Here is a 14,588-nt window from a genome sequence, read left to right as displayed (position 1 = left end):
GCGTGATCGCCAATATTGATGAAGGAAGGGGCGCCCGGTCGATACGACGGGCGCGCTGAAATGGCTGCGCCGGTTATCCGCGAGGTGAGACTTTCCGCGTAGAACGCGGTCCGACGCACGAGACGCAAGTGAAACGATTATCCGGCAAAAAATCGCGCCAGGACGGGCCTGGCGGCGTTAACTATGCTTCCTGAATCTGGAAATAGCGTGATGCGGCGCACACTCCATGAATTCGGGTACCGGACGATACATTGCGCATAATATGAAGTGCCGAGCGATCAGGTTTGAAGCGACATGCGCGAAACGCGCCCTTCCTGAAACAGACAAAATGAATGTTTGCTTTCCAATATATTAATTAGCATTACATGTCGATATTTATTTCAGACACGCCTCCTTCAATTCAACACGTCCCTATTTGATACCCAGCAGCCGATCCAACGACAGCCTGCCACCGCCACGCGCGATCATATAGAGCAGTAAACCGGCCCACGAGAGATGCGTTGGCCATGCATCCGGATAGACGAACACTTCGATTACGGTTGTCATGCCGAGCAACGCGAGCGCCGCACCACGCGTGAAAAGTCCGAGCACGAGCAACAGCGGGAAGAAGTGCTCCGAGTACGCTGCGATATGTGCGGCCAGCTCCGGCGCGATGAGCGGAATCCTGTATTCGTTTCGAAAGAGTTCGTAGGTGCCCTGCGTGATCGTCAGCAAGCCGCTCACTTTCGTGCGGCCCGACATGAAAAAGATCGCCGCAATCGAAAAGCGGCAAATCAACGCCAGTAGCGAATGACCGATGATGCGGCTGGCCAGATCGGCGGCAGCATTCCAGCCTGCGCGCAGATGCGAGAGCGGCGAAGCCGCGGCGATGCGGGTCGTGTCCATTTCAGTCTCCGTGTATTTCGTGAAACCCGATGTCCGGGCCGGTGACGGCTGCACTAATCGCGCCGTCGGCAAACAACGTAGCCGTGATGCTCACGAGATCGAGATCCGGTTCGACCTCGAGTGCGCGTTCCATTGCATTCCCGAACGTCACGCCAGCCGCGCAGGCGTCGAGCAGCGCACAGACTCCCTTGCCCACCTGGCGCCACGTCACGCGTCCGCCTGCGCGCAGCAGCAATACACCCTCGCCGCGCCAGTCGAGTGGATCGGGCAGCGCCACTTCTTCCCGGGTCGCGCGCCAGATCGTGTAGACCGGTTGCGCGTCGAACCATGCCCAGCGCGCAGTCGCGTTCGGAAGCAGGACGGTCCGCAAGAATTTGTCAGGAGAAAGACGCGTGATTTCCGTGGCACGCCGCATCGTGTTTTCGGACGCAACTTCGGACACAACTTCGGACCCAAAATCGGGCGCGACATGCGACTCGATCCACAGGCGGTCCAGACGCGCCACACCGGCCAGATAAGTCAGTGCGCTCGCGGGCTCGAACGCTTCGAGAAACGCGGGAAAGGTCGCGCCGTATAGCAGAAGACGCGCGTCGTCGGGCGGCGTGGCACGCGCATAGACAAGCGCCGCTGCGCGAAACCAGTCCTCACCGACGAGCCGCTGCACGGACGGAAAATTCGCCTGCAAGGCATCCACGCAGCCCTTGAACACGGTATTGCGGTACACGGCAAAGCCCGGTTGAGCGGCCACCGCCGCCACACGCGGATCGCTTTCTGTCGCGCCATACAGCGCGCGAATGAAACTATCCTGGAACGCAGCGAGCGAGGTGTTCATACCGTCACCTCCGCATCATCCAGGATCGCCTGGGCGCGCGCGCGCTCGGCGAGCAGTTCGACGAATCCGGGGATGTGATCGTCGCGCTCGATCAGCGTGAGCCGCGCACCGAAACGCGCGATCACATGCCGGTAGAGCGCCCATACGGCGTCATCGACGGGTGCGTCATGCGAGTCGATCAGGAGTGGCGGCTGTGTCTGCGTATCGACGCTATGTCCCGCAAGGTGGATTTCGATTACAAATTCGCCCGGGAATGCATCGAGCCATTCCTTCGCATCGAAACCCATGTTGCGTGCGCTCACATACACGTTGTTCACGTCGAGCAGCAACGCGCAGCCTGTGCGCCGCACCAGTTCGGCGAGAAAGGCCTGCTCGCTCCACTCATGACCTTCGACGCTCAGATAGTGCGACGGATTTTCAATAGCAATGCGCTGCCCCAGCGTGTCCTGCACACAGGCGATGTTCGCGGCGATGCGCGAGAGCGCCGCACCGTTACGCGGGAACGGCAGCAGATCCGGATGATAGTGGCCGCCCCACGCCGACCACGCCAGATGCTCGGACACCCACGCGGGCTGCACACGCCGCGCAAGCTCACGCAGGCGGTGCAGATTCGCCGCATCCGGCGCGCGGTCGGCGGCAAGCGACATCGACACGCCGTGCAGCGACAATGCGTGCCGCTCGCGTATCGCCTCGAGCCACGCGAGACGGGGGCCGCCCGCAACCATGTAGTTTTCCGGATGGATCTCGAACCACAAGCCGCGCGCATCGCAGTTGAGCGCATCGTCGTAGTGCTGCGGCTTGAGGCCGAGTCCGGCGCCGCATTCGAATGGCGTATTCATGATGGTCGGGCGGCCGTGCGCGTCAGGATTGAAGCGGCGTAAGCGAACCGTGGCCCTTCGGCGTCTGGATCGTCGTGCAGGTTCCCGTCGGCACGTTCTTCCAGTGAATGCCGTCGTAGTCCATTTTTTGCGAGCCGGCGCAGGTCGTCCCCGCCCCCGCCTTGCAGTCGTTGTGGCCGGCCATCGCAACGCCGTAACACTTTTCCACGCTGCCACCCTGAGCCTGAGCAGCGCTCGCGCCGCTTGCAAGCGTGGCAAGAATTATTGCTGCCGCCGACAATTTAAGAGTACTCATGATATAGCCTCGACTGGTTTAAAAAGAACAGTATTCAGATCGTTATCGCCTTCTTTATTGATGCGCGAGCGATCTGCCTGTAAATACGAGGCGGCCCACCCAGCGGTTACAGCGCGATGCGCTTTTTCGACGCAATATTTTTTTGCCCTTGGCTGTAACCGAAAACCGCTGCCGGACGAATAGACGTACGGACGCGCACCACGCCACACACCGCGCAATTACCGAAAGCCATCGGAAAGAAAACCGCACAGCCCGTGCTTGACGAACGACGCCAAGGGCCGCGACTATAAACAGGGATCTTTTCCCAGCCACCGGAGCATCGTCATGACCCGCTACGCGTTATACGTCGAGCTGAAAGCCCGTTCCGGCAAAGAGGACGCGCTGACCGCCTTCCTCACCGGCGCAAAGCCGCTGGTCGATGCCGAACCCGCCACGCGTGCATGGTTCGGAGCGCGCTTCGACGCACAGACGTTTGCAATCTTCGACGCCTTCGACGACGAATCCGGCCGCGACGCCCATCTGAGCGGAAAGGTCGCTGCCGCCCTGATAGCGCACGCGGCAGAACTGCTCGCCGAAGCCCCACAGATCCGCCGCGCCGATGTCCTCGCGGACAAGCTGCCGGGCTGATGCGCGCGGCGTTGCGCACGCGTGCATATTGTTTCGTCTGCGCTGTAACCGGAGTTCGCGATGAATCGAACTACGGGTAGTGAGCCTGCGCGCGGCACGGAGGAACGGCTGAAGGCGCTGTTCGTGCGCGGCCTCGACGGTGATACAGCCGCTTATCAGGCATTTCTCGCCGACCTGAGCGCGCATCTGCGCGGCTTCCTGCGCAAGCGTCTTTTTGCGCTGCAGGACGATGTGGAGGATCTGGTGCAAGAAATCCTGCTGGCCGTACACAACGGAAGAGCCACGTATCGGCCCGACCAGCCGCTTACGGCGTGGGTCCACGCCATTGCGCGCTACAAGCTGACCGACTTTTTCCGCGCGCGCGCCCGGCGTGAGGCGCTGCAAATACCGCTCGACGAGGAGCTGGAGATTTTTGCCACTTCCGATACCGAAGCCGCCGATGCCAGCCGCGATCTGAGCAAGTTGCTCGAGCAATTACCGGACCGGCAGCGTCTGCCGATCCTGCACGTGAAACTTCAGGGGCTTTCGGTAACGGAAACGGCGAAATTGACCGGCCTTTCCGAGTCGGCCGTGAAAGTAGGCGTACACCGCGGCCTCAAAGCGCTCGCGATGATGTTTCAAAACGCATCATGAAAACAGAGGATCTCATTTCGTTACTCGCCACGGGTGCTGCGCCGGTCGACCGTCACGTGGTCGCCCGCCGCTTCTGCTGGGCGCTGATCGCGGGCGGCGCGGGCTCGACGCTGCTGGTGTCGCTTGTCTTTGGCGTGCGCCCCGATCTCGCGACCGTGGCCGCCACGCCGGTCTTCTGGTTCAAGCTCGCGCTGCCGTTCTTCATCGCGCTCGGCGCCCTTTTCGCCACCACGCGGCTGGCGCGGCCCGCCGGTACGCCCGGCATGGCATGGGCTGCCGTGGCCTGGCCTGTGGTCGCGGTATGGATCGGCGCGGGTGCGCTCCTCTGGTTCGCCGCACCCGACGCGCGCCTGCCGCTCGTCATGGGGCAGACGTGGCGCGTGTGTCCGTTCAATATCGCGCTGCTTTCGGTCCCCTCTTTCATCGCCGTTTTCTGGGCGCTGCGCGGCCTTGCGCCCACGCGCCTGCGCACCGCCGGTTTCGCGGGCGGACTGCTCGCGAGCGCCACGGCGACGCTCGCCTACTGCCTGCATTGCCCCGAAATGAGTGCGCCATTCTGGGCTTTCTGGTACCTGCTTGGGATGGCAATTCCAGCGGCGCTCGGCGCGTGGCTCGGCCCGAAGCTGCTGCGCTGGTAACCGCGCCGGTATCCACGCTGTTATCCGCTCTGTTATCCGCTCTGTTATCCGCTCCAGCGCGCGCACAACGGCATCCGCGCCGTATCTTCGATCGAACCCCGAGCGCATCGCATTCCGACCCGGGCCGGGAACGGCACTTGCGAATGATCTGATGAACGCCGGGTCCCGCCCGCATTAATGCGAGCACGCACCGGCAGCAGAGATGCGAAAACAAGGACGCTGTCTGGTCCGCGTCACTCGGGTAAAGGATTATGGCTACCGTATTGCTCGTCGATGACGACGTCAACGCGCTCGATGCGCTAAAGGAATTGATCGGTCAGGAGGGCTACAGGGTCATGACGGCCGCGGACGGCACGCACGCGCTGCGCAGCGCGCTCGCCGAGCCGCCCGACGTCGTGATATCGGACTGCATGATGCCCGATATGGACGGCCTGACCCTGATGCGGGAATTGCGCCGCAATCGCGAATTGGCCAACGTGCCGCTCGTGCTGATGTCGGCGGTGGTCACGCCGCCGCCGGGCGCCGATGTGGTCGGTTTTCTGCGCAAGCCGTTTGCCGGTTCGCAACTGATCGACATGCTGCGTCGCATGCAGTTGCCGTGAGATGCCGTAAGCGCCCAGCGCAATTTGCGATTTAATTCGCAATAGCAGTTAATGCGCGATGTTGCGGCTGCAAGTAAAGCGCAACCGTCAAACCTGCGCGGACTGCCGATGCCAGCCGTTGTGCCGGAACGAGGTGGCGAAGAACATCACCTGATAGCGAATGGCATTGGACCAGTAGGACCACGTGTGCCCGCCAGGACGCTCGGCGTAGTCGTGCGGAACGCCCAGTTCGACGAGCCGCTGGTGCAGTGCGCGATTCGATGTGACGAAGCCGTCGCTCACGCCGCAATCGATGGTCAGATCGATATGGTCGCGCTCGAACTCGCGCGCGTTCGCAACGATCGCATTGCTGTTCCAGAACGCGGCATGCTCTGCGGGATCGCCGAATACGCGGTCGATGCCGGGCTCGTCTTCGCACTTGCGCGGATCGACAGCGCCGCTGATGCTGCCTGCCGCACCGAATGTTCCCGGCCGGTCGAGCGCGATACGCAGCGCACCGAAGCCGCCCATGCTCAGGCCCGTGATCGCACGGCCCTGCCTGGCAGCGATGGTGCGAAAGCGTGCGTCGATCCAGTTCACCACTTCGGTGCCGACGTATGTTTCGTACTGGCTGCGCGGGTCGAACGGGCTGTCGATATACCAGCTTTCATGGCCGCCGTCGGGCATCACGAGAATCACGTGATACCGGTCCGCGAGCCGGCCGATCGGCGCGTTCGAAGTCCAGTCGGTATAGTCGCCGCCCGAGCCGTGCAATACGTAGATCACCGGATAACGTTGCGTGTGATCGCCGCGCGCGTAGTCGTCGGGTAGCACGATCGTCGCGTCGAACGCACGCCGCATGGCGACGCTCGGGATGGACACGACCCCCGTCTGGAATGCCCAGACGGGCGTGGTAAAGAACAGCGTCAAAACGAGCCAGAATGCGCGGGCCTGATTCATGAGTGTTCGCTCTTGTCTTATCTGCCTTTGCACCCGAGCGCATTCGAGCGCCGGGCGGCCATACGCCTTGGACGACTCTAACAACGGGTACTTTCAGCCAAATTTCAGGCAAGCCTACGGTTTGTCAGGAAGGCAGGAATCGCGCGGCCCTTCTCGCCGCTGCCACACCGGACTCGCGCGCACAATAACGAATCACGCGACGAATCCCGCGACGGCGAACAGTGCGCGCCGCCACGCGGCCTCTTTTACCAGGAGACGCGTCATGTCCATTCTGGTAGGCACCGCATCCTGGACCGATCCCACGCTCATCAAGAGCAAGCGGTTCTACCCGTCCGGCTGCACCAGCGCGGAGGCGCGGTTGCGCTTCTACGCGAGCCAGTTTCCAATCGTCGAGGTGGATTCGAGCTACTACGCGATGCCGAGCGGCTCGAACGCCGCGCTCTGGGTCGAACGCACACCGCCGCACTTCGTCTTCAACATCAAGGCATTCCGCCTTTTCACCGGCCATCAGACACCGCGCGACACGTTTCCGGGCGACATGCAGGCCGCACTGCCACAGAACGGCAAAGCGAACCTCTACTACAAGGACATGCCCGACGCGATTCGCAACGAACTCTGGCGACGCTTTCTCGAAGCCGTCGCGCCATTGCACGACGCGGGCAAACTGGGTGCGGTGCATTTCCAGTTCGCACCGTGGGTCACGTCGGGACCGGATGGCCTCGCACACGTCGCGCATTGCGCGGAGCAGATGCCGCCCGGCTATCGCATGGCTGTCGAATTTCGAAACCGTTCATGGTTTGACGACGCGCACGCCGCTTCGACGCTCGCATTCGAGCGCGAGCACGCGCTCGTTCACGTCGTGGCCGACAAACCACAGGGCCCAGCGAATACGATTCCGTCGGTATGGGAGGTTACGAACGACACGCTTGCGCTGGTTCGCCTGCATGGGCGCAATCAGGCAACATGGAATATCAAAGGTGCAACGGCATCGAGCGAGCGCTTCAATTACGACTACAACGACGACGAGCTGGCCGGTCTCGCCGAAGAGATTCGCAAGATCGCCGCCCATGTCGCGCAAACGCATGTGCTCTTCAACAATAACTACGAAGATCAGGGACAGCGCAATGCGCGCACGCTCATGGCAATGTTGGGGAATCCGCTTGTCGCGCGAGGTGAATAGCACAACGCGTTGTGCAATCCGCTTTGGAAATCCGTGTTGGCAATTGACGTGCACTCGACTGGATTAGAGCCATCCCTCTTCTCCTTGCACGGATAGCCGCATTGTTTTCGGCTTCTGGCGAGAAGTCATGCCGCTCGTATGGTTACTGCGTCAATCGCCTTCTCTCGCTTTCCCCATCGAGAAACCATGTTCGCGGCTCGGTATTCCTTGTCGCAGCCGCGCGTTCTTGCCCCCACCCCCAGTATTGAATTCATTGCCAGCGTGTATGCGCAACTGTATCGTGGAACTGTGCATCGCCAACCGATGCATTCTGTCTTGCACCAGGAGCACCTATGACTTCTCCGGCAAACACCGCACCGATCATCACCGATGTACTGATCATCGGCGCTGGACCTGTCGGTCTGTTCGCAGCATTCGAAGCCGGCGTGATCGGCCTCTCGTGTCAAATCGTGGATGGCATCGAGCGGGCGGGCGGCCAATGCATCGAGCTGTATCCCGACAAACCGATTTACGATATTCCGGCGATTCCGATGTGCACCGCACGCGAACTCGTCGACCGTCTTGTTGAGCAATGCAAACCATTCTCCCCTCCCATGCATCTCGGCCATCGCATCGAAACGGTCGAGCGCCGCGACGACGGAAAATGGCGCGCCCGCACCGATAAAGGTCTCACGTTCGAAGCAACGGCGATCCTGATCTCCGCTGGTAACGGTTCGTTTGTCCCGCAACGGTTGCAACTGCCGGAAGCCGCGCTGCTCGAAGGGCATGCGCTGCACTATAGCGTTCCGAGACTCGCTGATTTCGCCGGGAAGAAAGTCGTGGTAGCGGGCGGAGGCGACTCCGCACTCGACTGGGCACTGGAACTTCGCTCGGTCGCGCAGCACGTCACGCTCGTCCATCGCCGCAACGGTTTTAGCGCAGCGGATTCGAGCGTCGAAAAAGTGCGCCGCGCAATCGAGGCGCGTGAAATGGATTTTGTCCTGGGGATGATTGCGGGACTGAACGCACAGGGCAGCGCGCTCGAATCGATCGAGATTCGTCAGATCGACGGTTCGGTGAGTCTAGCCGCCGATCAACTGCTCGTGCTGTACGGGCTCGTTTCCGATCTCGGTCCGATTGCAGGCTGGGGAATCGACATGCTGGGCGGGCGCATCGCAGTCGACACGTCGAGCTATGAAAGCTCGGTGCCCGGCATCTTTGCGGCAGGCGATATTGCCACCTATCCGAACAAACAGAAGCTGATTCTTTCCGGTTTCCACGAAGCATCGCTTGCCCTGCGCAAGGCGTACCACTACGCCTACCCGGACAAGAAACGCGTGCACATCCATTCGAGTTACGACGCCAGGCTGGCTGAGCGGGTAGTCGCCAGCCATGAAGCGTGAAAAACGGGGATTGCATCACTGCATGACAGCGCCGCGCCGTTTTCCCGCGCGCGGCGCCGATATCTTCACGCCGGACGGCCGAGCCACTTCTTGAACGCGCAATAAGCCAGGATGAACTCGCGGCGATATTGATGACCGTTCGCGTAGTGCCCCTTCGTCAGCACCGCCTGGCGATAGATGATCATCGTTCGCCGCACCCATTCCGTTGTAGCGCTCATGCCGTCTCGTGCCACGAGAAAGGCGATGCGATTGTTTTCGTTCATGCGTATTCCCTGAGTTTAGATAGCACGGCCGGCAAGCATGCGAACCGGGTAGCTGTTTTTTAGTGCACGATGGGGTTTTTGGCAAGGCTCTTCAGGCCGTGTGGTTTTTTTAGGCCGTGCGGTTTATCGGCGGCTCCATGGTGCCCGCACACGTTGCCAAACGCCTGGCGTTTCTTCCGCTCAGGCAGATTTTGCGCACTGCAAGCCTGCACGCAAAGTCGCGACATGGCCGAAGACGACATCGCGATGTTCGAGACCCGCTATGCCGTGTACGCCGTAATGGCCGCATATGGAGATGTGACGTGTCGCATACGTGGCAGAATGCGCAGCATTATCTGCATAACGAACTATCTGATGCTGTCTGCACGTCAGATCGCGACCCGTCCCGACATACTTGATTCGACGCTCATGCCCTTGCCCACAATGAACCGCCCTCCCCAACTGAACGGCCTTCGCATCGGTATCACAATCGGCCTGCGCGCGCCCGACGAAAGCCTGTGGATCAACGGCATCAAGCAGAACGCGCTCTTTCTCGCGAAGCTGCTGACGGCATCGCCGCACGACCATCGCGTCACGCTCGTCAACACCACCGACGTCCCGCTGACCGATGCGTTGCCGTGGGACCGCATGGCTTACGACACCCGTACGTTTGGCGAGGTGAAAGATGTGCTCGACGTGCTCATCGAACTCGGCGGACAGATCAACGCCGAACAGACCGCCTACCTGAAGGCGCGCGGCGCGAAGCTCGTCAGCTACTGCTGCGGCGTCGAATACATCAACGTGATGGAATCCATGCTGTTTGGCCGGCGTCTGTGGAACACGCTCTTCATCAATCGCGGTTTCAACGAAGTCTGGGCCATTCCGCAGATCGCGACGTCGTCACTGCCGTACCTGCAGTCGCTGCGGCGCTGCCCGGGGCGTGTCGTGCCGTTCGTCTGGGATCCGATGTTCCTCACGGAACGCACGCGACGTTTGCGCCATCATGGCGAATATCGGCCGAGCGGCGCGCACGCGAAGCGTGCGACGGTGATGGAGCCGAATCACGACGTGGTGAAGTTTTGCGTCTATCCGATGCTGATCATCGACGAGGTTTTCCGTCGCGCGCCCGATGCCATCTCGTTCGCACATACGACCAACGCCGAATATCTGGCGAAATCAAGCCCGGAATTCGTGATGTTGATGAACTATCTCGAGATCGTGCGCGCGGGCAAGGCAAGCTTCGTCGGGCGCTTCGACACACCGGATTTCCTCGCCGAACTGACCGATGTCGTCGTTTCCCATCAGTGGGAAAACCCGCTCAACTACTTTTATCTGGAAGTGTGCTGGCAGGGCTATCCGCTCATCCATAACGCGAGCCTGGCGCCGGATCTCGGTTACTACTACCCGGATAACGACGTGCAACAAGGAGCGGAATTGCTGCTGCGCGCGTTGCGCGAGCATGATGCCGACTGGCAGGAGTACACGCGGCGTCAGCGCGACATACTGAGGCGTTATACGCCCGAAAATCCCGCACTCGTGGCCGAGTACGACAGCTTGCTCGCGCACTTGATCGGCGCATCAAGTTGAAAACGGGCCAAGTACGGACTAACTACGGGTAAAGCTCGTACCAGGTTCGGCGCCGGGTGTGCAAGGGTGTGCAATACGCACCCGGCGCGAACGATCCTTAACACCATCCGCTCAACGTTCTCGCACGGCCACCGGCACACGACGCGCGGCGCGCTGCGGGATCAGCAGGATGCAACCCAGGATGACGGCAAGCAGGATACCCGACGCATAGAACCGGCTGAACTGCATGCCGCCTTGCGTGAGGGGCTTGTCGAGCAGATCGCCGAGCGTCGCGCCCAGCGGACGCGTGAGCACGAACGCCGCCCAGAACAGCGCTGTACGCGACGCGCGCGGCCACAACCAGAGCAGCCCGACGACGACGAGTCCAGCGCCGAAGATCGCCGCGCTGACTTCATAGCCGAGGCCGAGGCCGCCGCGGTCGTCTCCGGCAACCCAGTCGCCGAGCGCGGTGCCGAGCGTCTGCGAAAACAGAATCGTGGCCCAGTAAAACCACTCCACGCGCGCCGTCACGACACTTTCAACCGAAACGGTACCCTCCACGCGGTACCAGATCGCGAGGCTTGCGACCAGCAATGCGAGGATGATCGAGACGCCGCCGGGATAACCCAAACCGAGCGAGCGATCACAGAAATCGGCCAGCGTCGTGCCGAGTGTCGTCGTGGCGACGATGGTCGCCCAATAGAGAAACGGATAAAACTTGCGTGCGCGGATCTGTGCTGAAACCAGCACGACGAATGCGACGAAGAAAATAAGCGTGCCGATCAGATAACCGAGATTGAGCGACATCGTCACCCAATCGCCACCGGTTTCACCGAGCGTGGTGCATGCGATCTTGATGATCCAAAAGCCGAGCGTTACCTCGGGCACCTTGCTGACGACGTGTTCGACCAAACTTCGAGGGCTGGATTGCATCGAAAGACTCCTTGTGTCGCACACACGAAACGAAAGAGTCTGTGATTATAGACACGCATAATTAACAACGGCTTAACGACCTACTGCCCCCTTTTCCGCTGCCTGATCCGGCGGAACGCATCCGGCCGGTGCGCCGTATTCACGGCGCAGTTCGAGATTGATCCGCACCACATTAACGACGGGATCGCCAACGAGTCCGTCGATTAACTGACGCCCAATGAGTTCACGCAGAAATATTGTTTAACGGAAATAATCCAGGCCGGTCTCCAGGATTGAAACGGCCCAGCTAAATCACGCAGGTCATTCAGCACGGCGATTACTTTCAGGTATGGGAAAGCGCGGGACCACGCGGATTGCATGACCCGCCCGCCGCTTCCTGCCCGACAACGCTGAAGCTGTGCAGCCAAAGTGTCGCGGGCAAACTTACAACAACTGTTAGCCAAAAACTTGACGGCGGCGAGCGGGAATCTGTACCCTCTCGCGTCGATGGTTCCCGCCAAAGGGATCAAATGGGAACGCAGTAGAAGCACCCACGCTTCGAATCTGCGGCTGCCCCCGCAACTGTAAGCGGCGAGTCCGTGCCAGGCGCGACCACTGGGATACCCGGGAAGGTCGGCACCGGACAACGACCCGCAAGCCAGGAGACCTGCCATCAACCGAGGTCCAAGCAGCCGCACCGGGCGGGGTGTCCCGATGCGCCAGCACCGCCCTGTGCGGTCGCTCGTTGCAAGGACAGCCCGGCCTCAGGAACTGTCACATGTCCGTTAATTCTCGACCCGCCTCCTTGCGGGCTATGCCGCATTGCCGCGCCGCCAGCCGGCTCCCTCGAACCACACGAGCCGCTCGCTCATCCGTTCCGTCTGTCTCGTCCGCTCGCGCCTCTGATCGGGCGTATTAGCTCCGCTTTTCGCCCCGCTTTTAGTCGCATTGCGCACTGCCGCGCCATTCCGATCGCCGATCGGAGCGAACGTGCCTAAGCGCGCGCCGCAAGGCCCGCGCCAGCCGCTGCATCCGGTTCAGACCCAAAACGTATTTGAAGAGTCACTCATGAAGTTTCGTCATCTCATCGTCACGTCCGCCATCACCGCCTGCGCCTTGCAAAGCGCCCAGGCCGCGGACGACGCAACGCTTGCGCAACAGGAGCAGCCGGGCGCGGCAAGCACCCTGCCGGACATTCTCGTCGTGGGCGACGCCCAGCATTTGCCGCAATCGTTCGACCAGCGCTACGCGACCACACAGGTCCTCACGCGTACGGATCTCGATCGTCTTTCTCCCGCCGATCCGGGCATCGCACAAGCGCTCGCCACGCTGCCGGGCATCACCGTCTCGCAGAGCGGCGGGCCGGGTTCGGCCACTGCGGTCAGCATTCGCGGCTCGGCGGGCAATCAGGTTGCCGTATTCATCGACGGTATTCGCGTCGGCTCCGTGACCACCGGCGTGGCCGAATGGGCGGATCTGCCGACCTCCGCGTTCGATCGCGTCGAGGTCATCTCCGGCCCGGCAGCGGCCTCGTTCGGCGCGGACGCAGTCGGCGGCGTCGTGCAGCTCTTCACGCGCCACGCATCGAACCAGCCGAATCAGACAATCGCGTCGTTCGGCGGCGGCTCGAACAAGACGTTCGACACGCAGCTGCGCACCTCGGGCACGATCCCGTCGACGGGGCCGATGTCCGCGCTAGGCGGGCTCACCTACTCGCTCGGACTGCACGACTACAACACGGCGGGCATCGACGCAACCCAGCCTTTTGCGTTCGGCCACGAGGACGGACGCAACCCGTATCACGCGCAAAATGTCGATGCGCGCCTGGGATATGCGCGCGATAACTGGTCGATTTCGACCTTCGCGCTCTATCACCGCTCCGAGCTTTCGTTCGATAACGCGGGCGGGAACAACCTGCAACGCGATAATCAACTGACGACCGGCGCTGCGTTCCATCTGGACATTACGCCGTACACGCAGTTCGACCAGTCAGTCGGCTTCGCGAACGACCGTCAGTTCCTCTTCGCGCACAACCCGTCGATTCCCAACGACGAAATCGATTCGACGCGATTCTCCACATCGACGTCGATCACCCATCAGGAGACGGGCCACAGGCTGTTCGGCCAGCCGCTGACCGGCGAAACGAAGCTCGCCTACGACTTCACGCGCGAACAGGCATTCCTGCCGTTCGATATCCCGGGCGGTCTTCCCGCGCGCAACGATTCGGCCGTGTCGCTTCATCAGTCGACCACGCTCGGCCCGTGGACGCTGTTCCTCGCAGGCCGGCACGAGATCGTGCAGGGTCAGTCGGTCAACACGGGCAACGTCTCGCTCGCCTGGGCAATCACGCCGGTGTACACCGCACGCGTCTCCTACGGCAACGCCTTCCGTCTGCCCACGTTCAACGATCTGTTCTACCCGGGCTTCTCGAATCCGAACCTTAAGCCCGAGCGCAGCAACTCGGTCGAGGCCGCGCTCGATGCGACGACGTCGTTCGGCACGTTCACGGCGGCCGTCTACGAGACCCGCGTTCACGACCTCATCGCGCTCGTCACATCCGATTTCGTGACCTACACACCCATCAATATTGGGCAGGCGCGCATTCAGGGCATCGACCTCTCGTACAAGGGCTCGCTCGGCAAGTCGACGCCTGTGAGTCTCTCCTTCAGCATTCTGAATCCGCAGGACGTTACGGGCCAGAGCTGGCTCCCCCGTCGCCCACGGCAGACGGGTAGCCTGAGCATCGATCACATGTGGGACGAACTGCACCTGCACGCGCTCAGCACCGGCGTTTCCGTGCTGTATGGCGGATCGACGTTCGACGACCAGGCCAACACGATTTATCTGCCGTCGTATACGACCGTGGATCTGCGCGCCTCGTACCAGGTCAACCCGCATCTCGCGCTGTCCGCCTCGCTTTCGAATCTGTTCAACCGGCAATACGTGACCGCCTTCGGTTACAACACGCTCGGACGCACGGCGTTCGGCAAGATCACGTATACGTTCTGACGTGAGG

At 61.5% G+C, this 14,588-nt stretch carries 15 protein-coding genes and 1 riboswitch; of the genes, 8 read left to right on the top strand and 7 right to left on the bottom strand.

Annotation, left to right across the window (positions count from 1 at the left end):
* Positions 1-411: 411 nt before the first annotated feature.
* Genes ACFPTO_RS13715 through ACFPTO_RS13700 form a run of 4 tightly spaced genes read right to left on the bottom strand, consistent with a single transcriptional unit; the run spans position 412 to position 2,851 of the window.
* Complete coding sequence (locus tag ACFPTO_RS13715; RefSeq protein ID WP_377711879.1) at positions 412-885, bottom strand: DoxX family protein; 474 nt, start codon at positions 883-885, stop codon at positions 412-414.
* Between the two features lies 1 nt (position 886).
* Entirely contained in the window at positions 887-1,717 is an 831-nt protein-coding gene (locus tag ACFPTO_RS13710; protein WP_377711878.1) for an HvfC/BufC N-terminal domain-containing protein, read from the bottom strand.
* Positions 1,714-2,556: an MNIO family bufferin maturase gene (bufB, locus tag ACFPTO_RS13705; RefSeq protein WP_377711877.1), complete on the bottom strand. Its 843-nt coding sequence runs from the start codon at positions 2,554-2,556 to the stop codon at positions 1,714-1,716. The genes ACFPTO_RS13710 and bufB overlap by 4 nt, the downstream gene beginning before the upstream one ends.
* Positions 2,557-2,578: 22 nt before the next feature.
* The gene (locus ACFPTO_RS13700; protein WP_296653635.1) at positions 2,579-2,851 is read right to left on the bottom strand and encodes a BufA1 family periplasmic bufferin-type metallophore; all 273 of its coding nucleotides are present in this window, start codon (positions 2,849-2,851) and stop codon (positions 2,579-2,581) included.
* Positions 2,852-3,175: 324 nt separating this feature from the next.
* Between ACFPTO_RS13700 and ACFPTO_RS13695 the strand changes: the two genes are divergently transcribed.
* The 4 genes from ACFPTO_RS13695 (at position 3,176) to ACFPTO_RS13680 (ending at position 5,351) form a co-directional block, all read left to right on the top strand.
* Complete coding sequence (locus tag ACFPTO_RS13695) at positions 3,176-3,478, top strand: putative quinol monooxygenase (RefSeq protein ID WP_377711876.1); 303 nt, start codon at positions 3,176-3,178, stop codon at positions 3,476-3,478.
* 60 nt (positions 3,479-3,538) lie between these two features.
* Positions 3,539-4,111 (top strand): sigma-70 family RNA polymerase sigma factor, encoded by a 573-nt coding sequence (locus ACFPTO_RS13690; protein ID WP_377711875.1) that lies wholly within the window; start codon positions 3,539-3,541, stop codon positions 4,109-4,111.
* Positions 4,108-4,749, top strand: coding sequence for a DUF1109 domain-containing protein (locus ACFPTO_RS13685; protein ID WP_377711874.1), 642 nt, complete (start codon positions 4,108-4,110; stop codon positions 4,747-4,749). The genes ACFPTO_RS13690 and ACFPTO_RS13685 overlap by 4 nt, the downstream gene beginning before the upstream one ends.
* Before the next feature lie 251 nt (positions 4,750-5,000).
* Complete coding sequence (locus ACFPTO_RS13680; RefSeq protein WP_377711873.1) at positions 5,001-5,351, top strand: response regulator; 351 nt, start codon at positions 5,001-5,003, stop codon at positions 5,349-5,351.
* An 87-nt stretch (positions 5,352-5,438) separates the two neighbouring features.
* Here ACFPTO_RS13680 and ACFPTO_RS13675 read toward each other — a convergent pair whose 3' ends face one another.
* Entirely contained in the window at positions 5,439-6,290 is an 852-nt protein-coding gene (locus ACFPTO_RS13675) for an alpha/beta hydrolase (protein ID WP_377711872.1), read from the bottom strand.
* Between the two features lie 262 nt (positions 6,291-6,552).
* Here ACFPTO_RS13675 and ACFPTO_RS13670 point away from each other — a divergent pair, with 262 nt between their 5' ends.
* Both ACFPTO_RS13670 and ACFPTO_RS13665 read left to right on the top strand, forming a co-directional pair.
* Positions 6,553-7,470 carry a DUF72 domain-containing protein gene (locus ACFPTO_RS13670; RefSeq protein WP_377711871.1) on the top strand — a complete coding sequence of 306 codons (918 nt, stop codon included), beginning with the start codon at positions 6,553-6,555 and terminating at the stop codon, positions 7,468-7,470.
* Positions 7,471-7,802: 332 nt separating this feature from the next.
* Entirely contained in the window at positions 7,803-8,852 is a 1,050-nt protein-coding gene (locus ACFPTO_RS13665) for an NAD(P)/FAD-dependent oxidoreductase (RefSeq protein WP_377711870.1), read from the top strand.
* Positions 8,853-8,917: 65 nt separating this feature from the next.
* Here ACFPTO_RS13665 and ACFPTO_RS13660 read toward each other — a convergent pair whose 3' ends face one another.
* Entirely contained in the window at positions 8,918-9,115 is a 198-nt protein-coding gene (locus ACFPTO_RS13660) for a hypothetical protein (protein WP_377711869.1), read from the bottom strand.
* A 423-nt stretch (positions 9,116-9,538) separates the two neighbouring features.
* On the opposite strand from ACFPTO_RS13660, the gene ACFPTO_RS13655 reads away from it, so the two are divergent.
* The gene (locus ACFPTO_RS13655; RefSeq protein ID WP_377712105.1) at positions 9,539-10,681 is read left to right on the top strand and encodes a DUF2827 domain-containing protein; all 1,143 of its coding nucleotides are present in this window, start codon (positions 9,539-9,541) and stop codon (positions 10,679-10,681) included.
* 111 nt (positions 10,682-10,792) lie between these two features.
* Here the strand turns inward: ACFPTO_RS13655 and ACFPTO_RS13650 are convergent, their stop codons facing one another.
* Positions 10,793-11,593, bottom strand: coding sequence for a COG4705 family protein (locus ACFPTO_RS13650; protein WP_377711868.1), 801 nt, complete (start codon positions 11,591-11,593; stop codon positions 10,793-10,795).
* Positions 11,594-12,062: 469 nt separating this feature from the next.
* A riboswitch (cobalamin riboswitch) is annotated at positions 12,063-12,261 on the top strand.
* Positions 12,262-12,640: 379 nt separating this feature from the next.
* On the opposite strand from ACFPTO_RS13650, the gene ACFPTO_RS13645 reads away from it, so the two are divergent.
* Entirely contained in the window at positions 12,641-14,581 is a 1,941-nt protein-coding gene (locus tag ACFPTO_RS13645; RefSeq protein WP_377711867.1) for a TonB-dependent receptor domain-containing protein, read from the top strand.
* Positions 14,582-14,588 lie beyond the last annotated feature (7 nt).

Source organism: Paraburkholderia denitrificans (assembly GCF_042655705.1).
In the GTDB taxonomy this organism is placed as follows: Bacteria; Pseudomonadota; Gammaproteobacteria; order Burkholderiales; family Burkholderiaceae; genus Paraburkholderia; species Paraburkholderia denitrificans.
Note: the sequence above shows the minus strand (reverse complement) of the source record. Positions and strands in the feature narration are given on the sequence as shown.